The sequence below is a fragment of the Butyrivibrio sp. NC2007 genome (assembly GCF_000421405.1).
Taxonomy (GTDB): domain Bacteria; phylum Bacillota; class Clostridia; order Lachnospirales; family Lachnospiraceae; genus Butyrivibrio.
In genome coordinates, this window is record NZ_ATWY01000002.1 from 24,813 (window position 1) to 48,632 (window position 23,820).

The window sequence follows — 23,820 nt, forward strand, 5'->3', positions numbered from 1 at the left end:
GGTTATCTGCCAAGGAGGCCTTATTCTCTATTATTCGTTTCCAAACAGATCTCTTGTATAAACCTTGTCCACAACATCCTTAAGCTCATCTGTGAGGCGATTTGCGATGATGAAATCACACTCTTTCTTGAACTTATCAAGGTCTCTTTCTACTTTTGAATTGAAGAAATCGTCATCCTTAAGAGTTGGCTCATAAACCACACACTCGATGCCTCTTGACTTGATTCGCTTCATGATGCCCTGGATGGCTGACTGTCTGAAGTTATCAGAGCCGGCCTTCATGGTAAGCCTGTATACTCCAACCTTATTGGGGTGAAGGGCCCAGACTCTGTCGGCGATGAAGTCTTTCCTTGTCCTGTTGGCATCAACGATGGCTGTAATGAGGTTGTTGGGAACATCCTCATAGTTGGCAAGGAGCTGTTTGGTATCCTTGGGCAGGCAATATCCGCCATATCCAAAGGATGGATTGTTATAAAAGTCTCCTACTCTCGGGTCAAGACATACACCCTGGATGATGTTCCTGGTGTTAAGGCCTCTGACCTCAGCGTAGGTATCAAGCTCATTAAAGAAGGATACACGGAGCGCTAAATAAGTATTGGCAAAGAGCTTAACGGACTCAGCCTCAGTGCTGTTCATAAAAAGAACATCCACCTTCTCTTTAAGTGCTCCCTGCTTAAGAAGGTCTGCAAACATGTGAGCCTTCTCATCAGCTTCCTCGCTCTGTGTGTTGTATCCCACAATTATCCTTGATGGATAAAGGTTATCATACAGTGCATGTCCCTCTCTTAAAAACTCGGGAGAGAACATGATGTGATTTGTGTGATAGGTCTCTGCGAGTTCCTCTGTATATCCTACAGGTATAGTAGACTTGATTATGATGTAAGCATCAGGATTCTCTTTTCTGACCTGATCAACTACGCTTAAAACCGAAGAGGTATCAAAGTAGTTGAGTTTCTCATCGTAGTTGGTAGGAGTTGAAATGATTACAAAGTCTGCATCCTCATAGGCTTCTGAAGCATTGAGTGTCGCATGGAGTCTTAAATCCTTGGTTGAGAGATACTCCTCAATCTCCTTATCTACGATCGGAGAAATCCTTTTGTTGATCATGTCGACCTTCTCAGGTATGACATCTACTGCAGTTACATCATTAAACTGCGATAAAAGAACTGAATTGGACATTCCTACATATCCGGTTCCCACTACTGCTATTTTCATGAATTATTTTCCTGTTCCTTTAACTGGTCTTCTACGGTCTCATAGACCTCAATTCTCATCTTGTCTGAGTCAGGCATTCCGATAAATATTCCGCCGTACTGGAAAACATCGTCAACCTTGGCAGCTCTGACAATCTGGACAAACACATGAAGAACTTCCTTAGTCCAAAGAGTAAGGTTAGCCTCATAGTTATTGCCAATAGTAAGCTGGGCATCAGTCGAAAATCCCAGACCGTCTCTCGAACAGTCATGGATCTCAATCTGCGCTGTCTGTGCCTCGTCGTTACCTCCGAGTTTTTTTAGAATGATCTCACCTGTAAGCTGACGTCTTCTGTGTTTTCTCTTTTCTTCCATTGTGCACCCCCGTGGTTTGAAGAATTGATAGTAACCTAGCTTCTTTTATTTTATCACAATTATGGCTCTAATGCTCTTTATCATAGAAAAAGCAAGCGTCACCAAAGGAAAAGAATCTGTATCTCTCCTTTATTGCTTCCTCATATGCTGAAAGTACGTGCTCTCTGCCTGCCAGTGCTGAAACCAGCATAACAAGTGTAGACTCGGGAAGATGGAAATTGGTGATAAGGCAGTCTGTAACCTTAAACTTATATCCCGGGTAGATAAAGATTGAGGTATCATCGGACTTTTCTGTAAGTTTTCCGTTCTCATCCGCAGCACTCTCAATGGTTCTGCAGCTGGTGGTGCCAACACAGATAACTCTGTGGCCGGACTCTTTTGCCCTGTTGATCTTCTCTGCAGCTTCTGCAGTTACCTGATACCACTCGGAATGCATTATGTGTTCTTTGACATTGGTAACCTTAACGGGTCTGAAGGTGCCAAGACCTACGTGAAGAGTTACAAATGCAAGATCTACACCCTTATCCTGAATCTTCTGAAGGAGCTCATTTGTAAAATGAAGTCCTGCTGTAGGAGCTGCTGCCGAGCCGTCATACTTGGCATAGACAGTCTGGTACATGTTCTTGTCCTGAAGCTTGTGTGTGATATATGGAGGAAGTGGCATCTCGCCAAGTTTATCCAAGACCTCTTCCCATATTCCTTCGTAAAAGAACTTTACCAGTCGGTTACCGTCTTCCACAACCTCAGTTATCTCAGCTGTGAGGATACCGTCGCCAAAACTTACTCTTGCTCCCGGACGGAGCTTTTTGCCCGGCTTAACAAGGCACTCCCAGAGATCTGCTCCCCTTCTCTTAAGAAGCAGTATCTCCACTGCAGCACCTGTCTCTTCCTTTACACCAAGGAGCCTTGCAGGGATAACCTTGGTATTATTAAGTACAAGGCAGTCCCCGGGCTCTAAATAGTTTATTATCTCACTGAACACATGGTGCTCTACTTCTCCGGTCTTTTTGTCCACTGTAAGAAGCCTGCACTCATCTCTTCTTAAAAGAGGATCCTGTGCTATAAGCTCCTGTGGAAGGTCGAAGTAGTAGTCCGCTGTGCTCAGTCCAATTTCTTTGTTTTCACTCATTATTTTCTATATTACTCGTTTCTAAAATCAATGTTCTGAAGGAATGATACATATCCTCTGTATGCTTCGTAAAGGTCAGCCTTGCTGATTGCCTCCCATGGTGCGTGCATGTTGAGAACTGCAACACCGGCATCAATAACGTTCATGCCATAGAGAGCAAGGATGTAAGCGATGGTTCCGCCTCCGCCGACATCAACCTTACCAAGCTCAGCTGTCTGATAAACGATCTTGTCCTTCTCGTAAGCCTTTCTGATCTCTGCGATGAACTCAGCGTTTGCATCGTTAGAACCTGACTTACCGCGGGATCCTGTGAACTTGCTAAATACCAGTCCGCCTCCGAGGTAAGAAGCATTCTTTTTCTCAAAGCATGATGCGTAGCTTGGATCAAAGCCTGCGTTAACATCAGATGAAAGCATGCATGAGTTTGCAAGACATCTTCTGAGTGCAAGGTCATTGTAACCTTCTTTTGTAAGGTTCATAAGCTCAGCAACAGCGTTCTCAAAGAATCTTGATCTCATACCTGTTGCGCCGACAGATCCGATCTCCTCCTTGTCAACAAGGATGCAGCAGGATGTTCTCTTTACATTTTTTACATCAAGGATGGCTCTCATTGAAGGATAAGCACATACTCTGTCATCATGGCCATAGCCAAGGATCATTGATCTGTCAAATCCCGCATCTCTAGCCTTTCCTGCAGGAACGATCTCGAGCTCTGCTGAGATGAAATCATCCTCTGTGATTCCGTAAAGGTCGTTGAGGATTGCTACGATTCCGCGCTTAACTGCACCTGAAACCTTACCGCTCTCTTCTTTTTCAGCCTTCTCTGCATCGATTGCATACTGCTCGCCTGCTGAAAGCTTGGTATTCTTCTTGGCTGCCTTTTCCTTCTCGTCCTTCTCGATAACAAATGGTCTGTTACCTACGATAAGGTCAAGAGCTTCACCTTCGATAACGTTGGAAGCCTTCTTTGCCATCTGGTCCTGTGCAAGGTGAATAAGAAGATCTGAAACGAAAAATACAGGATCATCCTCATCCTCACCGACATTAAGCTGAACAGTTGTACCGTCAGTCTTAACGATAACGCCGTGGATTGCGAGAGGCATTGCAACATACTGATATTTCTTGATGCCACCATAGTAGTGTGTATCAAGGTAAGCAATACTGCTGTCCTCATAAAGAGGATTCTGTTTAACATCAAGTCTTGGTGAATCGATGTGAGCACCAAGGATGTTCATACCTGCTTCCATTGGATCTGATCCGATCTGGAACATGGCGATTGACTTGTTCATCCATACGGAGTAAACCTTATCGCCTTTCTTAAGTTTGGTCTTTCCACCGATGAGAGTATTCAGTTCTCTGTAGCCTGCTGCCTCGATCTCATTGACGATGGTATCGATAGCTTCTCTCTCAGTCTTGGAATTATCAAGGAATACCTTGTACTGGTCGGCAAACTTATCAACAGCCTTGAGCTGAGTAGCATTATAAGTTGTCCATGCGTTTATTCTATTCATAAAAACTCCTTTCGAATTAAAAATAGTCATTGCTAACTAGAGCAATGACTATTTTAACACCTGTTTTAGTTTCAATCAAATCAGGTACGGATTTCAATTCCCATGGTGAATGAAAGCTTTCTGAGCATCTTATCAACATAGCCGTTAATAGCCTCATCTGTAAGCTCTTCATCCTTAGGAGTGAAAGTAATTGTGAAGGCCATACTCTTCTTGGTAGGAGGAATTGGAAGTCCCTCATATACGTCAAAGAGCTTAACGTCTGTCACATACTTGCATGAGACGTAGATAGCATCCTCAACCTCTCCGCAGGTAACTGTCTTATCCATGATAAGAGCAAGGTCACGCTTAACGGTAGCAAACTTTGAAAGTGGCTCAAATACAGGGGTCTTGCCATAATACTTGTCAAGGAGTGAGAGATCGATCTCACAGATATAAGCAGGAATTCTCATATCAGTCTCATCCTGGATCTCGTAAGTGATCTGGCCAAGGTATCCAACCTCTTCTCCCTCGCAAAGGATCTTTGCAGTTCTGTATGGATGAAGGAATGTCTTTGTAGCCTGCTCATACTTAAAGCTTATGTGAAGAGTATTGGCAACATTCTCAGCAAGGCCCTTTAATGTGAAGATATCCTCTCCCTCTCCGAAGATACCAATGCAAAGTGTAGCCTTCTCATCGGGATATTCTGTAAGTGGAAGTGACTTTGGAACAAATTTGTTACCAAGCTCAAACAGTCTTCCCTCAAGAGTACCCTTCTTCTGGTTTCTTGCTATAGCGTGGATCATCTGAGCTGCAAGAGTTGTTCTCATGATTGAGAGATCTTCATTTATAGGATTAAGGATCCTGATGGCATTTCTCTCAGGTGCATTTTCTTCAAATCCAAGAAGATCAAGGTCGCTTGGTGAGAAGAATGAGTAGTGCATGCACTCATATGCTCCCTGAGCACAAAGAGCTCTCTTGATCCTGAGCTCAGTCTTCTGTCTTAAGTTTCTGCCACCTACTGTAACATTACAATCCTTAAGGAATGTAGCCTTAACGTGGTCATATCCATACATACGGATAAGCTCTTCTGCGATATCCGGATAATCTTCCATATCCTCACGATATGCAGGAATCTTGATAGTGAGCTCATCTCCGTTAATAACAGGCTCAAAGCTTAAGTTTGTAAGGATTCTCTTGATCTCATCAGTAGGGACTTCAATACCGAGAACTCCGTTTACTTTTGCGATGGAAGCCTTCATCTCTTTCTTCTCAAGGCTGTTTCCGGTATTGATATCAACGTGAGTCTTGGATACCTTACCTGCTCCAAGCTGTTCAATAAGGTGAAGAGCTCTCTTCATTGCGATAACAGTTGTATATTCGTAAACGCCCTTTGCAAAAGCAGCTGATGAATCAGAAGACTGACCCAGTGCCCTAGAGCTCTTACGGATATTGTCACGCATAAACTTGGCAGCCTCAAAAGTAACTGTAGTTGTTGTATCACGGATCTCTGAGTTAAGACCTCCCATGATACCTGCAAGAGCTACAGGCTTAGCACCGTCGCATATTACAAGATTGTCAGTTGTGAGCTCAAACTCGTTCTCATCAAGAGTTACAATCTTCTCACCCTGCTTAGCACGTCTTACAACGATCTTATTTCCCTCAAGGAAGTTACCGTCAAAAGCATGCATAGGCTGTCCAAGCTCTCTCATAATATAGTTTGTAATATCAACGATATTATTGATCGCGTTATTGCCTACCATGGCAAGTCTTCTCTTCATCCAAAGAGGGCTATCGCCAAGTTTTACATCATATACATAGTGTCCGATATATCTTGGGCAAAGATCGGGATCTTCTACGGTTACGCTAAATCCCTCATTTTCTACGTCTGTCTCTGTGTAAGATAGGTCAATCTCTTTTAAAGGCTTATCAAGTGCTGCAGCAACTTCTCTTGCAAGACCGTAGATACTCTGACAGTCAGGTCTGTTTGCTGTGATTGAAACGTCAAAGATCCAGTCATCAAGGCCAAGGATAGGCTTAACATCAGCGCCAACCTCTGTATCCTCAGGGAAAACAAGAAGTCCGTTGTAGCCGGCTCCGGGATACATATCCTCGTTAACGCCGAGCTCAACGCCTGAGCAGAGCATACCCTCTGAATCGTAGCCGCGAAGTTTGCCCTTCTTAATTGTAGCAACACCGATAACTGTCACATGGTCTCTCTCGGTCTCAATAACTGTAGCACCAACAAGAGCCAGAGGATACTTTCCTCCTGCCTGAACGTTGTCTGCTCCGCAGCATACCTGGAAAGTTCCATGCTCACCTGCATTTACTGTACATACATGAAGATGAGTCTCGGGAATAGGCTCGCAGGTCTCTACCTGTCCAACTACAACCTTGGATATGTCTTTTCCTACTTCCCAGCACTCTTCAACCTCGAATCCACAGTCGAAAAGCTTCTTCTCAAGTTCTTTTGGTTCAATATCTATATCAACAAAATCTTTAAGCCAACTTAAAGGTACTAACATTTTCGGTTTCCTCCTAAATTATTCGTAGTGATCAATCTGCTTAAGGACATCAAGGTCTGACTCATATAAAAGCTTGATGTTGTTGATGCCGTATTTGAGCATTGTTGCACGCTCGATACCGATACCGAAAGCAAATCCGCTGTACTCTTCTGAATCAATTCCGCAGTTTTCCAAAACCTTCTTGTTAACTACGCCGGCTCCGAGAACCTCGATCCAGCCTGTACCCTTACAGAGGTTACATCCCTTACCGCCACATGCAAAGCAGCTGCAGTCAACCTCAACAGACGGCTCTGTAAATGGGAAGTATGAAGGACGAAGTCTTGTTGTTGTTCCCTCACCGAAAATCTTCTGAGCAAAGGTCTCCAAAGCACCCTTAAGGTCACAGAGTGTAACATTCTTGTCTACTACAAGGCCTTCCATCTGTGAGAACATAGGTGAATGAGTTGCATCATCATCTGAACGGAAAACCTTACCGGGAGATAATATCTTGATCGGAGGCTTCTTGTTCTCCATAACATGGATCTGACCTGATGAAGTCTGTGTTCTTAAGAGGAACTCAGGGCTTAAGTAGAATGTATCCTGCATATCTCTTGCAGGGTGATCGGCAGGTGTATTAAGAGCTGTGAAATTGTAATAGTCATTCTCAATCTCAGTACCCTCATAAATTTCAAACCCCATTCCTGCAAATATGTCGATGAGAGTCTCTCTCATCTGTGTTACAGGATGAAGATTGCCCTGATAACGCATCTTGGCAGGCATTGTTACGTCCTGCTTCTCTCTCTCATATCTTGCCTTAAGCTCTTTCTCTTTCATCTTCTTGTCAAGCTCATCGAACTGAGCAAGAGCCCACTGCTTAAGTTCATTAACGTTTTTGCCGTATTCTGCACGATCCTCTGCGGCAATATTCTTCATCTCCTTCATAAGAGCTGAGATCTTACCGGTCTTGTTGTCCAAAAAGCTCTTTCTAAGCTCATATACAAGCTTGGAGCTGTCCAGCTTTTCGGAATTAGCCTTGATTTCTTCACGAATCGCTTCAATTTGCTGTTGTAATGCGCTGTTTTCCAAATTTCCTTCCTCCTGAAAAATAATGTACACTCTACACAAAAGAAAATCCCTTGTGTAGCGTAAATCTACACAAGGGACGAATTGATCGCGGTACCACCCTTATTCCTGACTAAAAGTCAGACACTCATTTTAAAGGTATGCTCCGGTGCGAAATTTCCAATATATCCTGATCTTATGGAGCTTCCAGCCGATGACTCCAATTCTCTGTAAGAAGAATATATCTTCTCGGGCTATCGCCCACACCTTCATTGCATATAAATATTTAACTTAAACTATTTTATTTTGCAAAAGAGTTTTTGTCAATCCTTCTTACTTTTCTTGCTAGATATCCCACAATAATGTTATTATAAGCTAGATGTTAACATTCATTCGGAGGAGTAACTTACTATGGATTACGTTTTAAGCTGTTGTTCTACTGCTGATCTTACAGCAGAGCATTTTAAAGAAAGAGATATCAGCTACGTCTGCTTCCATTTCAATATCGACGGAAAAGATTATCCTGATGACTTGGGCGTATCTTATCCCTTCAAGGATTTCTATGATGCCATGGCCAAGGGTGCAATGACCAAGACTTCACAGGTTAGTGTTGGCGAATATGTAGACTACTTCGAGGAAATCCTCAAGCAGGGAAAAGACATACTTCACCTCACTTTAAGCTCAGGAATATCCGGAACTCTTAACTCAGCAACTATTGCAAGAGACCAGCTCAGAGAAAAGTATCCCGACAGAAAGCTCTATGTTGTGGATTCTCTCGCAGCATCAGCTGGATACGGACTTGTAATGAACAAGCTCGCAGACCTTCGTGATAGCGGAATGAACATTGATGAACTCTATGAGTGGATCATCGAGCACAGACTTGAATGCCAGCACTGGTTCTTTGTTACAGATCTTACCTATCTCGTAAGAGGCGGTCGTGTTTCCAAGGCAGCCGGCCTTATCGGCGGAGCCCTTAAGATATGTCCTCTTCTCAACGTTGATTATCAGGGAAGACTTATCGTTCGTTCCAAACTTCGTGGAATCAACGCAGTCATGAAGGCTCAGGTAGCCAAGATGGAAGAACTTGCCGAGAACGGCCTTGACTATGATGGAGACTGCTACATTTCAAACTCAGATTGCTACGAAGAAGCAAGAGCTGTTGCAGACCTTATTGAGTCCAAGTTCCACAACTTAAAGGGCAAGGTTAAGATTGTGAGCATCGGAACCACAATCGGAAGCCATACAGGTCCCGGAACAGTTGCACTGTTCTTCTGGGGCAGCAAGAGAGTCGACTGACGAATAGCAAAATAAAACGCTGACTGATAGTTTTCAGTCAGCGTTATTTTTATTCATCATATACGCCCTTTTGAAGTCTCTTTTCAAAGTCCTTTTTGGGCATCGGGTTGTCGTATAAGAATCCCTGAACCACATGACAGCCTATATTCTTAAGGAGCTGGGTCTGATCAGGTCTCTCCACTCCCTCTGTCACCACATCTATTCCAAGTTCATTGGCCATGGTAACAATATTCCTAAGGACTATCTCATCACTGGAATTAAGCTCTTCATTGTTGATAAAAGACCTGTCGATCTTAATCACAGATACAGGGAAATCCCTTAGAGTCGACAGAGATGAATAGCCTGTTCCGAAATCATCGATAGCAGTTGCTATTTCGCCCTCTTTGAGCCTTGAAAGGAAGTTCGTCATAAGAACTCGCTCATCCTCACTGGCAGTCTCTGTGACCTCAATTTCGATATATTTCCTGTCTATACCATAGCTGTCAATGGTATCCATGATCTCTTTTGCCAGATCCTTAAAGCCAAGGTCTCTTCTGGAAAAATTAACAGAGATAGGCACCGGTGATATTCCATTGTCCTGCCACTCTTTAATGTACTCACAAGTCTTTTTCAGAACGTAGAGGTCAAGAGATGCTACCATGCCCTCCTGTTCCAAAATAGGCACAAATTCTGTCGGATAAAGAACTATTCCGTTGCAGAACCATCTTGCCAAAGACTCGGCTCCCACAATCCTGCCGGTCTCTGTATCAACCTTGGGCTGAAGATAGATTCTGAACTCATCGTTGGCAAGAGCTTCCTCATATCTGTCCTCAATCTGCTTCTGACGGTATATTCTGGTACTCATTGCCTTATTTACAAATACATAGGGTTTATTAGCCACATTCTTGGCATAATTGCAGGCCATGCTGGCTCTTGATATTACCTGGCCGGGGCCCTTCATTGATTCATCAATGGCATATACTCCGGTGACTGCAGAGATGTTAATCTCATCTTCTCTGTCGTTTTTAATTCCAATAACCGGAATTGATGAAACATACTTCAAAAAGCTCTTGGTTCTATCTTTCTTGATAAGAGCAGTAAAATTATCTCCTCCGAAATGAGCGATTATCTCGCCGGGCTCTATAAACTCATTGAGCTTCTTCGCATAGCGCTTCATGATTTCATCGCCCTCTTGTATTCCGTATCTCCTGCTTATAAGGCCAAAGCTCTTGAGATTGAGGAAAAATGCGTCATACTGAAGGATCTCTCCTGAGGCAAACTTTTCTCCGACAAAGGCAAGAAAGCCTCCGGAATTGGGAAGCCCTGTCAGATACTGAGTAAATGCGCTGTTCTTAACAATGCTTATTAAAAGAAATCTCTCCATGTGGAAAGACAAGACGTCCATTATCAGCGAAAAATTCTTGTATTCCGCGTCATTAAGTCTCCTGCCGCCTGAAAGATAGACATAATAAGTAACTGTCCTATCTCCTGCCATACTGCTCTTGAACATATAGTCAGGCTCTTCTTTTTCAATTGTAGGGCCAAATAACGGGATGACGGTGTCAGGCTCTCCGGCCTTATCCGAAGTGGGCTTAAAAGAAACAACGGAAACAATAGAACGAAGTGAGTATTCCTTAGACAAATCAGCCAGCGCGCTGGGAGTTATTTCAGGAGTCACTTCTTCCTCAGATAGTATTTGAACAAAATTTTCAAAGCTTTTTTCAAATGACATCAGATTGTCCCGCCCAATAGAGAATATATACACATAATAACACAAAAAAAAAAGACTGTGCAATAATGCACAGCCTTTTTCGTATAGTAAAAATTATTTCTTGTTAACAAGATCCTTAAGAGCCTTACCAGCCTTGAACTTAGGTGCTACAGAAGCAGGAATCTTGATAGCAGCGCCAGTCTGAGGATTCTTACCTGTTCTAGCAGCTCTCTTAGTTGTCTCGAATGTGCCGAAGCCAACAAGCTGAACCTTACCCTTTTTCTTGAGCTCCTTTGTTACAGTGTCTGTGAAAGCGTTCAGTGCTGCAGCCGCATCCTTCTTAGAAAGTCCAGCTTCCTTTGCGATTGCATCGATAAGTTCTGTCTTATTCATTTGGTTTCCCTCCAAAAAAGAAATTATTTACTACATTGCCTATTCTACTATAGTTTTGTACACATAACAAGTTTTTATGTGATTTTGTTCAGAAAAATCAAGTAATTCAGCTTACAGAATGTCCTGGAAGCCAGGTCTGTAGAGGTGTCTCGGAATACCATCAACCATAATAGGTCCTACATCACCCTGAATAAGCGGTCTTACATAGGTAATAAACTCGTTAGTTACATATGTGCCGTCCTTGTTGATCCAATCTCTCGGAACTGTTCTCTCGTCGTTAGCGATCTTGTGAACATCCTTAACCTCAGTTCCTGCCTGATAAGGATCATCTGAAAGTCTCTCGATAACAACCATCTTGCCGCTGTCGCCTTCGTCAGCTGCCTTCATAGCTGCACCACCGACCTCATAAGCCTCAAGGATATCTACACGTGAAGCACAGTGGCTTGCTGCTCTCTGAAGTGTTGAAAGCTCGATAGGACGAGTCTTGCATCCGCACTCCTTGGAAACAACTTCGCAGAGGTATCTTGCTGTACCTGTAAGCTGCTTGTGTCCGAAAGCATCAACATAATCAATGCTGTTTCCGAGCTCACTTACATACTTGCCGTCCTTAGTTCTGATACCCTCAGATACTGCTACAACAACAGATGCCTTGCTCTTTAAGAGACCTTTGATCTTCTTGATGAACGCATCCATATCAAATGGCAGCTCAGGAAGATAGATTGCATCAGGTCCGTCACAGTCCTCGCCCTTTGCAAGAGCTGTAGCGCCTGTAAGCCATCCTGCGTTTCTTCCCATAACCTCAACGATGATAACCTGTCCACTGGTTGTCTCAAGTGACCAGCTGTCTCTGATGATCTCTTTTACAGAAGTACCGATGTACTTAGCTGCTGAGCCGTATCCGGGTGTGTGGTCTGTAAGAGCCAGATCGTTATCAATTGTCTTAGGGCAGCCTACAAATCTGATGTTAGATCCTGAAATGATGGCATAATCTGAAAGCTTCTTGATGGTATCCATTGAATCGTTACCACCGATGTAGATGAAGCAGTCAATCTGAAGCTTATCGAGAATCTCAAATATCTTCTCGTAGATCTCTTTGCTCTCAAAAATCTCAGGAAGCTTAAATCTGCATGATCCAAGATATGCTGAAGGTGTTCTCTTCAAAAGCTCAATATCAAGACCTGACTGAATATGATCAGAAAGATCAACATATCTGCCTTCCATAAGCCCCTGAACACCGTGGATCATTCCATATACCTTCTTGTATCCACGGTCAATCGCAGTCCTGTATACTCCTGCCAGCGATGAATTGATTGCCGCTGTAGGGCCTCCCGACTGTCCAACGATTACGTTACGTTTTGCCTTGTGTACCATTAACTCCTGTCCCCTTTCAAAATATAGTTGCTAAAAAACCTTATCTAATATTATATTCGATTAAACGTTTACTGTCACGAAAAATCAGCGAAGTTTGAAGTCCATTACCACAGGATTATGATCACTGCATACAAACCCGAGATCATCTGTGTAAACCTGCTCTACTTCAATGTTTTTCGAGACGATATAACCGTCAATCACATAATATTGGAATTCACTGTAATCCTTGCTCGGTGCATCAGCAAGTACCTTGTCCAGCGATCTGCATGTAGGCACGCCGGAATCGGTCAGAAACTTAAAATCATCCCCATACTCTGAAACATCTATAGATCCGGCCTGCCAGACTCCATCAAGAGCAGCATACTTGCTTATATCCACATTTGAAAAAGTCTGATTAAAGTCACCGCCGGCTATAACGTAGTTACCCTTCTCCACTTCATCCATAAGGACCTGTTTAAGACGCTTTGTCTGGGCAATCTTACCTTCTCCTGAATCATAGGCCTCCAGATGAAGATTTATCAAAACCAGCTCCTTGTCACTTCCCTCCACCGGGAATCTCATAACTTCAAGGCCTCTCTTTAAATTAAAGGTCCTGAGCGGCCATTTGAACGGACAAGGAAGTGCAAGACGATCAGCCTCAGCCATCTGGAACTTACTAAATGCCACAAGTCCGCTGTGGACCTTGCCTATAGGCGGCATTGGAAGTGGAACAAAACTAACCTTAAAGTTATAGGCAAAAATATTATTCCCGCCAAACACATCTGCTGATGAATGTTCCATCAGATACTGTGGCTCATTTATAAAATACGATCTTGCTGCACTGAGGTCAGTTTCCTGGGTTATTAAGATATCGGGTGCTATCTTATCCACTTCAGCTGCGATATCATCCAGATTCTTTTTTACCCTCTCCTCGTCGGCAGAATATACCATCTTACCGCCATCCATAAAAAAATCTGCATTGTCACCAAGAGCTCCGTACCCCACATTCCAGCTCATAACACGAATGCTCTTTCCCTTTGTAGGATGCGCTGTAGCCTCTCCGGCTACTTCCAGAGGCTCTACCTCACCCGGCCTGTACTCATCAACGGTAAGATAAGCCACCACTGTAACTGCAACAAGCGCTACCAGCAAAAGAATAATTCCAATGGCCTTTAATACCTTCTTCATAATTTTCTCCATACATAAAAGGAGCTTCTTATCGAAGCTCCCGGTTCTTTAGTGGTTTTTTTAGAAATCCTCTTCTTCGATAGCAAGTTTCCTGCCCTGGGACTTACCAATGCTGTATGCGATTGAAGCTATTACTATCACTGATACTGTAGCTACAACGCAGCCAATAAAGAGTTTTCTCTTTCCATCATCAAGGCCTTCCCAGAAGTCCATCACTTTGTCTATCTTTTCCTTGGCAAATTCAATTGCACCATCGATAAAATTCATTACATAGTCCATAATATACCCCCTTTATTGATTCAATATGTAGTAATCCCATATACGTTCTCTACAATTTATTGTACCGCTTTGCCTGTCTCTGCTCAAGTTTTTTTATAACAAAATCTTTCCAGGTAAAATCAATAATTGCCGCAAAAGGAATAGCTAAAAGAATACCGCCAACACCAAAGAGTCTTCCGCCTAGTACGATGGCTATCAGTATCATAAGAGCCGATACGCCGAGACTTCCGCCAAAGAGCTTGGGCTTTATTATGTATCCGTCCAGAGTCTGAAGTATTACGGTAAATATCAAAAACCACAGCGCATACCATGGTTCTACCAGTACCAGAACAAAGGCGCCGATAAGAGCTCCGACGATAGGACCAAAAGTTGGTGCCAGGTTAGTAACTCCTACAATCACAGAAATAAGAGCTGCATAAGGCATTCTCATTATCACCATAAACAGGAAGTTTACTACTCCAACGATGAGACCGTCTATAACATCAACACTGATATATCTGATAAGGATGACATTGCATCTGTCCAAAAACTCCGTTGCCTTGGTAAAGGATTCCGGCTTCATGATCAGAGCCATAAACCTTCCAACCCCGCCTGTGATTCTGCGCTTATCCAAAAGGAAATAAACCGCAAGAATGAAGGCAATCACCAGATCAAATACACCTCTTCCGACATTTGCCGTACCACCTACAAAGGATTCCATGTTGTCCGAGAAGTATGAGCTTATCTTTTCAAGGATGCGATCACCAAAATTAGCCAAAGATGCAAAATCGAGGCCGAAAAATCCCTTGGATCCTGACTCAAACCTTCTTAGGAACTCCTGAAGTGTACTTACATAGGTATCCATATTTGAAACCAGCGTTGCAACGCTGTCCACAAGCTGAGGAATAAGTGCCACAAACAATAGAACGATGCAGAGCACAAGCACTATCAGTGCACAGATACAGGACAGCGACCATCTTGTCTTCTCACTCTTTAATTTATGGAAAACCTTCCTGTCAAAAAAGTTCGCCAGTGGATTGATGACATACGCAACTATAATTCCGGAGATAATAGGTCTGAGGAAAGAAAAGAAAGACCCCAGTGCGCCAAACAGATCTCCCAGATGTGCGAGTATCATAAACAGAATCACCGCACTACAGGTAGCAACCGTGTATGCAAACCACTTTTTCTTTTTCCACTTTCCAAACTTCATTATGCCGTCTCCTTTTTTAGCCAAACTCGTTGTATTTTCTTGGTTTACGAAGCTGTCTTGTGCTCTTTTTCTTAGCCTTCTCCCTGACTTTCCTCTGGTGATGATCATCATATAAAACCTTCACCGCCGGATGGAAGAATCTGTTTATAAAAGCCCCTATAAGAAAGATCGAGATACAGAAGTACAGCCAGATCATCATGATCAGCGGAGTTGCAATACTTCCGTAAACCGAGAAGTATCCTGACATATTTACATATATTGAGAAGAGCCATGAAAAGAGATACCACACCACAGCCGAAAATATAGCTCCCGGAAGCTGATAAACAAAGGTCATCTTGGCACTGGGAACAAAGGTGTAGATCAGGGCAAAGAAAAAGGTCGACACTGCGATAACCACTAAAAATTTGAGATACGACGATAATGAAATAACAAACATTATGCTTGGGAAGTGGCTTACTGCAATGTTTCTCACAACTCTCTCAAATACCATTATAAGCAGCATAACAAGCATGATCGCTATCATTGCCAGTGTATAAAGTGCTGCGATAAATCTGAGGTGGAAATAGTTTCTGCGCTCCTCTACATCGTAGATACAGTTAAGTCCTCTTATGATGGAGAGCATACCAAGGGCACCTGACCAGATGGTAGCAAGAGCTGATATAGAAAAAACTGCCACTGACTGTTCATAGGCTTCATCAATGAGCTTAAGAATAATACCATCCGCAAAATCAGGAGTTATGTCTGTAAGCGCCTTGACAAGATCCGCCTCAGTAACAGCGGTATATGGCAGTGTGGAAGAAATCAGAATGAGCAGGGGAACGATGGAGATGATAAAGAAATACGCACAGCTTCCGGCGAAGGCAGCGATATTCTTTTTTTGCATCTTGTACGCAAAATCTTTTCCCAAAGATATAAGCGCAGCCTTTACATCCATACACTTTCCCTCACGATAGTAGCCACATTGAAAAAGCAGCCACCGAAATGACTGCTTTTATAGTCTAAAGCATTCCCAAAATGCCGTTTCCTGTTATTTGACTCCTAGCTAACGCCAGGTGGGTTACCGCAACCTGAATTCCTGCCTTCCTCTCCCGTAGCTTGTCTGCGTATACGCAGGGCCGAAGGCGTGGCAATCAAACAGGTAATGTAGGAGTCCCGTTTAAAGTAACTGTAGGTTCAAATTACACAGGAGGTGTCGGACATCCCAGGAGAGCTTATAGCTTTGCTCTAACTTTATTATACGCCCAAGGCGCTTATTTTCAAGGGATTTGGCGTTTTTTTACACTCTTTTTACAATTAAATTTCCCTTGTTGCTTCCCTGAGCCAGTTGAGGATTTTAGGGTCTTTTATAAGGGGACTTACTCTCTTGTAAACCTCTGCATGATAGTCATTAAAGGCCTTGATGTCTCTTGGCTCCATGTACTTTTTATCAATAGCTTCACGGTCGATAGGCACATAAGTAAGATGTGCAAAATGAAGGAACTGTCCGTACTCATTTGCATCTCCCTTAACTACTTCCAGAATGTTCTCAATTCTGATGCCGTACTTGCCCTCAATATAAACACCGGGCTCATCGGACACGATCATTCCGGGAAGAAGAGGAGCTTCATTCTGTCCGGGTGTAAATCTCCATCTGATGTTCTGAGGTCCTTCATGAACATTTAAGATATAACCGATTCCGTGGCCTGTGCCATGCTTGTAATCGATTCCCATATCCCAGAGGCACTGACGGGCAAGAATATCTACGTTCTTACCGGAGCATCCTTCCAGGAAGTTGGCATTTGCAAGACGGAGCATTCCTACTACTGTTGCAGTATAGGTGCGCTTTATCTCATCGCTGATCTCTCCCACAACAATGGTCCTTGTTACATCGGTTGTTCCTCCCATGTAGGTTCCGCCTGAATCAACAAGAAGCATTCCTTCAGGATTTACAACTGCGTAGTTGTCTTCTGTAGCCTCATAGTGGGCCATTGCTGCATTTGCATTGTATGCGCTGATAGTAGGGAAAGAGAGCTCAATAAAGCCCGGAAGCTCTGCTCTCATGGAATCGAGCTTCATAGCTGCTGAGTACTCAGTGATCTCTGTTTTGCCTACATTTGCCTTTACCCAGTAGATGAATTCAGTGAGTTTTGCGCTATCGCGAACATATACCTCTCTGATATTCTTTATCTCTGTATCATTCTTGCAGGCCTTTAAAAGTTCTGTGGGATCCTTTTCGTTTTTGAGGACAACCTTAGCTTCTTCAGCCTTTTTGACCAGAGTCTTGTATGTAAGGAAGTTGGTATTTCTTTTGTCAAATAATACGTTTCCCGGCATGGAAGTCTTGTCAACTTCGTCGATAAGGCTGTGGTAGTCCTTGAGGATAATACCTTCCTTGTCGCAGTAAGCCTTTACGCCGTCCGTGATCTCTTTTTCCTGAACAAAAAGAGTAAACTCATTCTCTGTGATTATTGCGTAGGAAAGAGCTACCGGATTGCACTCAACGTCATTGCCGCGAAGATTTGTAAGCCACATGATATCATCGAGCTTACTGAGCAGATAGAACTTACAGCCTTTCTCTGCCATCTTCTCTCTTACAACAGAGAGTTTCTCCTTAAAGCTCATTCCACAGAGGTCATCGGGAAGCACATACATATCGTGGCAAGGAAGAGCCGGTCTTTCTACCCATACATACTCAGCCAGATCCTTATCAAACTTAAGGGTCACGTTCTTTTCAGAGAGCTTTTTCTCAAGACTCTCACCGATACTGGTTGATACAACTCGTCCGTCAAAGCCAAGGACCTGTCCCTCTTTCATATTCTCCATGAGATACTCTGTAATGGTTGGCACGCCGGGCTCAAGCATCTTAAAAAGAACTACTCCTGTTCCCTTCATCTGGTTCTCAGCCTGGATAAAATATCTTCCGTCGGTCCACATTCCTGCTTCATCCTGACTCACAACCAGAGTTCCGTTGGAGCCGTCAAATCCGCAGAAATACTCTCTTACCTTAAAGAAATCTGCGCTGTACTCTGAGTTGTGAAAGTCAGAGGTCGGCATCATGTAGTAGTCGATCCCCTCTTCTTTCATTTTATTTCGAAGGCGAAGGAGCCTGTCTTTTATCACTGTATTCTCAGCTGGCATTGTTGTTTCCTCCTACATGTTTCTTTTTAACACAGTATAGTTTATAATATTTGTGCTACAAAAAGCAATTTTCATTTTATTGACAAGGAGATAATTCTAACATGGAAGAAAAGGATATTCTTAAACTCATTGATCACACACAGCTTCAGCCCAACGCAACATGGGAAGATATTGTTTCACTTTGTGACGAGGCAGTTAAGTACGGTACTGCAACTGTTTGCATCCCTGCCACATATCTTAAGAGAGTACATGATAAGTATGGTGATAACTTAAAGCTCTGCACAGTTATCGGATTCCCTCTCGGATACAACAGCGCAAACTCCAAGGTTACAGAAGCCAAGGACGCTATAGCTGATGGCGCATCAGAGATTGATACTGTTGTTAACATCAGTGATGTTAAGAATCACAGATATGACGAAGTTAAGAAAGAGCTTGAGATGATCAGAGAAGCTTGCGGAGATAAGCTCCTTAAGGTTATCATCGAGACCTGCTACCTCACAGAGGATGAGAAGGTAGAGCTCTGCAAGATCGTTACAGATGTTAAGGCTGATTACATCAAGACATCTACAGGCTTTGGAACAGCAGGTGCTACTCTTGCTGACATCGAGCTCTTCAAGAAGAACATCGGTCCTGACGTTAAGATCAAGGCAGCCGGTGGAATCCGCACAATCGAAGATGCTCTTGCTTATGCTGAGGCAGGATGCAGCCGTATTGGTTCATCTAAGGTTGCTCCTCTTATCGCAGCCAAGTACGGACTTTAATCCGTAAATAAAGCATTTAAAAGCCCCCGACCACATGGCCGGGGGCTTATTCTGACTAAAATGAATTATCTGTCATCCATCTTTACATATTCTTTTCTCGGTTCTATTGCCATGTATGCAGGACGGATGATCTTACCGTTGTTGGCAAGCTCTTCCATTCTGTGAGCACTCCATCCGACTATCCTTGCGATGGCAAAGATTGTAGGATAAAGCTCTTCCGGAAGATCAAGCATTCTGTAAACAAAGCCCGAATAGAAATCGACATTGGCTGATACACCCTTGTACATGGTGCGCTCGCCGGCAATAAGTTCAGGTGCAAGTCTCTCTACCAGCTCGTAAAGAGCAAGTTCATCTTCCATTCCCTTCTCAGCTGCAAGCTTCTGTACAAAGCTCTTAAGGATAACAGCTCTCGGGTCAGATTTTGAATAGATAGCATGTCCGATTCCGTAGATAAGTCCTGCCTTATCAAAGGCCTGCTTGTTCAGGATCTTATCAAGGTATGCCTTAACCTCTTCCTCATCCTTCCAGTCCTTAACATTGGCCTCAATGTCATCAAACATATGAACAACCTTGATGTTAGCACCACCGTGTCTTGGTCCCTTTAAGGAACCGATGGCAGCAGCGATTACCGAGTAAGTGTCGGTCATACTCGAGCTCACAACATGAGTTGTGAAGGATGAATTGTTACCACCACCATGCTCCATGTGAAGCACAAGACAAATATCAAGGAGCTTGGCCTCAAGCTCAGTGTACTGGCTGTCAGGACGCAGCAAGTAAAGGATAGTCTCTGCTGTAGAGAGCTCCTCCTTGGGCGGATGGATAATGAGGGAATTACCCTCGTGGTAGTGGTTGTATGCATGATACCCGTAAATAGCCAGAAGCGGGAACATACTTATAAGCTGCAGTGACTGTCTCAGAACATTAGGAAGTGAAACATCATCTGCAAGATCATCGTAGGAATAAAGAGTCAGTACACTCCGTGCCAGAGTGTTCATCATGTCACGGCTCGGAGCCTTCATGATAACATCTCTTACAAAGCTGGGCGGAAGTGACTTATAGATTCCAAGGAGCTTCTCGAACTCAAAAAGCTCTTTTCCCGTAGGAAGCTTATCAAACAGGAGAAGATAAGCACATTCCTCAAAGGCAAATCTGTTCTCGGTAACAGCAGACTCTACCAGCTTGTGTACATCATATCCTCTGAAATATATCTCACCGTCTGCAGGAACTTCCTTGCCATCTACTGTCTTTTTGGCAATGATCTCTGAAATTCTGGTGAGTCCGGTAAGTACGCCCTTACCGTTAAGGTCTCTTAAACCTCTTTTAACATCGTATTTAACAAATAGCTCATTTTCAATGAGATCTGCTTCCCTTGAAAGCTTGGAAAGCTCAATAATCTCGGGTGTGTTTTCTGAGTAATACCCCTTGCCTAGATCCATACGCACCTCCGTTATTTATTAAATCAGATTCCAAGAAAGGCCTTAACTGCTCCCTCCATTTCTGTTCTGTCGACAACAGTCTTGTGTCTTATCTCTGCATTTCTGATGCTTGATACTGCTGCAGGAATTTCAACTCCTGAAACTTCAGAAAGCTCATCAGCAAGTTCAAAATCATCCTTGCTCTCATCGTTTCTTCCAAGAGCGCTCATTACGCTTCTTGTAAACTTGTAAGGGCTTGCTGTTGAAGCAATGACTGTAACAGTCTTATCGCCTGTTTCGCTCTTATACTTATTATACACCGAAGCAGCTACTGCTGTGTGTGTATCAATGAGATATCCTGATTTTTCAAAAAGATCTTTTATTGTAGCGAAGGTCTCTTCTTCTGTTGCAAATCCGCCGTAAAAGTCAGAGAGCTTTTCTTTCATAGCATCTGTTATCTCATACTTGCCTTCTTTGGTGAGTTTCTCCATGTATGCAGCGTCTGCTTCAGAGTTATCACCTGCGATGTGGTAGATAAGTCTCTCAAGGTTTGATGAGATAAGAATATCCATTGAAGGTGAGCTTGTAAGTACAAACTCACGGTTTCTGTCGTACTCACCTGTCTGGAAGAAGTCGAACAGTACCTTGTTTGAGTTTGATGCGCAGATCAGCTTGGCGATCGGCACACCCATCTTGCTCGCATAGTAAGCAGCAAGAATGTTACCGAAGTTACCTGTTGGAACAACTACATTTATAGCGTCATCGTCTGCAATTCTGCCCTCCTTAAGAAGTCTTGAATATGCATATACGTAGTAAACGATCTGAGGAACCAGTCTTCCGATGTTGATGGAATTGGCTGATGAGAACTGGAAGCCCTTGGAATCCATAACGCTTCTGAGTTCTGCGTCTGTAAAGATCTTCTTAACACCGTTCTGGGCATCGTCGAAGTTACCTTCAATACCGATTACACAGGTGTTGTCACCCTTCTGAGTAACCATCTGCTGTTCCTGGATGGGGCTTACACCGTGTTTAGGGTAAAAGACAATGATCCTTGTGCCGGGTACATCTGCAAAGCCTGCAAGTGCAGCCTTTCCTGTATCTCCACTGGTCGCTGTCAAAATAACAATCTCATTCTTAACTGCATTCTTCTTGGCAGCTGTTGTCATGAGATATGGAAGGATTGAAAGAGCCATATCCTTGAAAGCGATTGTTGATCCGTGGTAGAGCTCTAAGAAGTATGCTCCGCCAGCCTCTGATAAGGGAGCGATCTCCTCTGTATCAAACTTAGAATCATAGGCGTGAGAAATGCAGTACTTAAGCTCTTCTTCAGTGTAATCAGTAAGAAGCAGTTTCATTACTTCATAAGCTGTTTCCTGATATGAAAGGGATGCAATCTCCCTGAGTGATTTCTCAAGATGTGGGATGTGATTTGGAACGTAGAGTCCACCGTCAGGCGCAAGACCGCGCAGAATAGCTTCTGATGCCTTTATACTCCACTTATCTCCTCTGGTGCTTGAATACAAAACTTCCTTGGGCATTGGTTCTCCTCCATTTTGACACGTAGATATAAATTCATATAAAATGAATGTATAAAAACAAATTTTCACTAAAGTATACCATAATACTGCATCATTTGGGGAGTAAAATGAGCAAAAAAAATTATATTGGTGTATATTCGACTTTTCTAAAAGACGGAACTCCTTCCTACAGAGCTTCCATAACCTATTTCGGCAAGCATATCTCCCTCGGAAGCTACAGCAAGATCACAAAAGCTTCAAGAGCTTATAAGGAGGCTGCTGCCGTTCTTGAAAACAGCGCCTTAGGTATTTCCTCCTACAAAAAAGATATGGCACTAAGCTTCGACAAATTCGTATCCCTTATAAACTACAGAGATAAGGGTATGTATATATCAAATCCCATTTACCTTGAAAAGAAATATTTCCTGTATTACTTATCACCAACTCAGGTTCTTAAGTTCGATATCGACGACCTCTTCTACTACTCATCCCACAAGATCATGCAAAGAGGGACTCATCTGTTTGTGGCAGATTACGGAAGCCAGTTGTCAATCCGTGAGCGCTACGGCATAAAGAGCTATGCAGTGGAAGGCAGAGACTACCGCTTTGCCAACGACGATCCCTGTGATTTTCGTTACGAGAACATCATCATCCTGAACAGGTATCGTGGAGTCAGACAGTTTGCGGAAAAAGGCTTTATAAAGTACAAAGCAGTAATTCATGTTAAGAGCAACTACGTTGTCGGTAAGTACAACACTGAGTCAGAGGCGGCAATTGCCTATAATAAAGCCGCTGATATCCTGATAAAAAACGGCGTTAAAAAAGCTTTCCAGCTAAACTACGTGGAGGATTTATCCCCCTCACAATACGCAGATATCTATATGAACACAAAGATTTCTCCAAAGATATATGAAATAAAGCGTTGAAGACGTAAAAGTTGTATACTTATACTATGAAAAGAACAGATACCAGAAAACTGAAAATGATGCTCAGAAAAGATGCTGTAAGGCTCGTTGTAGTCCTTTTAGCTGCTTTTCTTATGGCCATGAATATCAATTCCTTTGTAAACGCCGGAGGACTTTACCCCGGAGGAGCTACGGGAATTGCTATTATCATTCAGCGTATTGCTCTTAAATACTGGGGCTTATCAATTCCTTACACCCCTGTAACAGTTCTTTTAAACGCAATACCCGTATACATTGGTTTTAAATATATCGGAAAGAGGTTCACCCTCTTCTCCCTGGTCATGGTAGTAACAAACGGTTTCTTCGTCGATTTACTACCGGATTACGCTGTAACTCAGGATCCGCTTCTTGTCGCAGTATTCGGCGGACTTTTAAACGCCATTGCAATAACCATGTGCCTGGAAGTTGATGCAACCAGCGGCGGAACAGACTTTATTTCCATATTTCTGTCCCAGAAAAAGGGCGTCGATGCCTTTCCCTACATACTGGCCGGAAACGTCGTGATCCTCAGTATTGCAGGCGTTTTGTTCGGTCTTGATAAAGCTCTTTATTCAATGATATTCCAGTATGTTACAACTACAGCCCTCCATGCGCTATACAGAACTTATCAGCAAAGGACACTTTTTATCATCACCGATATGCCCGACAGAGTCTGTTCAATGATCTATTCCGTCTGCGGACACGGAGCGACGCTGATAGACGGCGAAGGCTCTTTTGCCCACAAGAATAAAAAGATCGTGTACTCCATCGTAAGTGCAGCGGACACCAGAAAAATAATCCCAAAGATACGCGAAATTGATCCGAATGCTTTTATCAATTCCATACGAACTGAGGAGATCACCGGTAACTTCTATATGAGACCAAGAGACTAATAAAAAAAGAGATGCTTCCATCACGGAAACATCTC

The 23,820-nt window shown here is 43.2% G+C and carries 20 protein-coding genes and 1 other RNA gene; 4 read left to right on the plus strand and 17 right to left on the minus strand.

Annotated elements, in window-relative coordinates; all coding sequences use genetic code 11:
* Positions 1-30 precede the first annotated feature (30 nt).
* The 6 genes from G632_RS0101885 to pheS form a co-directional block, all read right to left on the minus strand.
* On the minus strand, positions 31-1,215 hold the full coding sequence (locus tag G632_RS0101885) for a nucleotide sugar dehydrogenase (protein ID WP_022767338.1): 1,185 nt from the start codon (positions 1,213-1,215) through the stop codon (positions 31-33).
* Positions 1,212-1,568 (minus strand): PilZ domain-containing protein, encoded by a 357-nt coding sequence (locus G632_RS18545; protein WP_022767339.1) that lies wholly within the window; start codon positions 1,566-1,568, stop codon positions 1,212-1,214. The genes G632_RS0101885 and G632_RS18545 overlap by 4 nt, the downstream gene beginning before the upstream one ends.
* A 67-nt stretch (positions 1,569-1,635) precedes the next feature.
* Positions 1,636-2,697, minus strand: a complete 1,062-nt coding sequence (gene queA, locus G632_RS0101895; protein WP_022767340.1) for a tRNA preQ1(34) S-adenosylmethionine ribosyltransferase-isomerase QueA — start codon at positions 2,695-2,697, stop codon at positions 1,636-1,638.
* 11 nt (positions 2,698-2,708) lie between these two features.
* Positions 2,709-4,208, minus strand: a complete 1,500-nt coding sequence (locus G632_RS0101900; protein WP_022767341.1) for an aminopeptidase — start codon at positions 4,206-4,208, stop codon at positions 2,709-2,711.
* 80 nt (positions 4,209-4,288) lie between these two features.
* Complete coding sequence (pheT, locus tag G632_RS0101905; protein WP_022767342.1) at positions 4,289-6,709, minus strand: phenylalanine--tRNA ligase subunit beta; 2,421 nt, start codon at positions 6,707-6,709, stop codon at positions 4,289-4,291.
* Between the two features lie 18 nt (positions 6,710-6,727).
* Complete coding sequence (gene pheS / locus G632_RS0101910; protein ID WP_022767343.1) at positions 6,728-7,774, minus strand: phenylalanine--tRNA ligase subunit alpha; 1,047 nt, start codon at positions 7,772-7,774, stop codon at positions 6,728-6,730.
* A gap of 387 nt (positions 7,775-8,161) precedes the next feature.
* Between pheS and G632_RS0101915 the strand changes: the two genes are divergently transcribed.
* Positions 8,162-9,046: a DegV family protein gene (locus G632_RS0101915; protein ID WP_022767344.1), complete on the plus strand. Its 885-nt coding sequence runs from the start codon at positions 8,162-8,164 to the stop codon at positions 9,044-9,046.
* 49 nt (positions 9,047-9,095) lie between these two features.
* Here the strand turns inward: G632_RS0101915 and G632_RS0101920 are convergent, their stop codons facing one another.
* The 9 genes from G632_RS0101920 to G632_RS0101955 form a co-directional block, all read right to left on the minus strand.
* The gene (locus G632_RS0101920; protein ID WP_022767345.1) at positions 9,096-10,757 is read right to left on the minus strand and encodes a putative bifunctional diguanylate cyclase/phosphodiesterase; all 1,662 of its coding nucleotides are present in this window, start codon (positions 10,755-10,757) and stop codon (positions 9,096-9,098) included.
* Between the two features lie 93 nt (positions 10,758-10,850).
* The gene (locus tag G632_RS0101925) at positions 10,851-11,129 is read right to left on the minus strand and encodes an HU family DNA-binding protein (protein ID WP_013280467.1); all 279 of its coding nucleotides are present in this window, start codon (positions 11,127-11,129) and stop codon (positions 10,851-10,853) included.
* A 111-nt stretch (positions 11,130-11,240) separates the two neighbouring features.
* Positions 11,241-12,500 carry a 6-phosphofructokinase gene (locus G632_RS0101930; RefSeq protein ID WP_022767346.1) on the minus strand — a complete coding sequence of 420 codons (1,260 nt, stop codon included), beginning with the start codon at positions 12,498-12,500 and terminating at the stop codon, positions 11,241-11,243.
* An 84-nt stretch (positions 12,501-12,584) separates the two neighbouring features.
* Complete coding sequence (locus G632_RS0101935) at positions 12,585-13,667, minus strand: endonuclease/exonuclease/phosphatase family protein (protein ID WP_242826699.1); 1,083 nt, start codon at positions 13,665-13,667, stop codon at positions 12,585-12,587.
* Between the two features lie 60 nt (positions 13,668-13,727).
* Positions 13,728-13,946, minus strand: coding sequence for a hypothetical protein (locus G632_RS0101940; RefSeq protein ID WP_022767348.1), 219 nt, complete (start codon positions 13,944-13,946; stop codon positions 13,728-13,730).
* A 49-nt stretch (positions 13,947-13,995) separates the two neighbouring features.
* Positions 13,996-15,138, minus strand: a complete 1,143-nt coding sequence (locus G632_RS0101945; protein ID WP_022767349.1) for an AI-2E family transporter — start codon at positions 15,136-15,138, stop codon at positions 13,996-13,998.
* Between the two features lie 16 nt (positions 15,139-15,154).
* Complete coding sequence (locus G632_RS0101950) at positions 15,155-16,072, minus strand: YihY/virulence factor BrkB family protein (protein ID WP_022767350.1); 918 nt, start codon at positions 16,070-16,072, stop codon at positions 15,155-15,157.
* A 68-nt stretch (positions 16,073-16,140) separates the two neighbouring features.
* Positions 16,141-16,349, minus strand: a non-coding RNA gene (gene ssrS, locus G632_RS21635) — 6S RNA.
* Between the two features lie 82 nt (positions 16,350-16,431).
* Positions 16,432-18,255, minus strand: a complete 1,824-nt coding sequence (locus G632_RS0101955; protein ID WP_022767351.1) for an aminopeptidase P family protein — start codon at positions 18,253-18,255, stop codon at positions 16,432-16,434.
* 101 nt (positions 18,256-18,356) lie between these two features.
* Between G632_RS0101955 and deoC the strand changes: the two genes are divergently transcribed.
* Positions 18,357-19,016 carry a deoxyribose-phosphate aldolase gene (gene deoC, locus G632_RS0101960; RefSeq protein WP_022767352.1) on the plus strand — a complete coding sequence of 220 codons (660 nt, stop codon included), beginning with the start codon at positions 18,357-18,359 and terminating at the stop codon, positions 19,014-19,016.
* A gap of 65 nt (positions 19,017-19,081) precedes the next feature.
* Here deoC and G632_RS0101965 read toward each other — a convergent pair whose 3' ends face one another.
* Entirely contained in the window at positions 19,082-20,452 is a 1,371-nt protein-coding gene (locus tag G632_RS0101965) for a citrate/2-methylcitrate synthase (RefSeq protein WP_022767353.1), read from the minus strand.
* A 23-nt stretch (positions 20,453-20,475) separates the two neighbouring features.
* On the minus strand, positions 20,476-21,969 hold the full coding sequence (gene thrC / locus G632_RS0101970; protein WP_022767354.1) for a threonine synthase: 1,494 nt from the start codon (positions 21,967-21,969) through the stop codon (positions 20,476-20,478).
* A 107-nt stretch (positions 21,970-22,076) separates the two neighbouring features.
* Here thrC and G632_RS0101975 point away from each other — a divergent pair, with 107 nt between their 5' ends.
* Positions 22,077-22,874, plus strand: coding sequence for a hypothetical protein (locus G632_RS0101975; protein WP_022767355.1), 798 nt, complete (start codon positions 22,077-22,079; stop codon positions 22,872-22,874).
* 26 nt (positions 22,875-22,900) lie between these two features.
* Positions 22,901-23,785: a YitT family protein gene (locus tag G632_RS0101980; protein WP_242826700.1), complete on the plus strand. Its 885-nt coding sequence runs from the start codon at positions 22,901-22,903 to the stop codon at positions 23,783-23,785.
* The last annotated feature ends 35 nt before the right edge of the window (positions 23,786-23,820 follow it).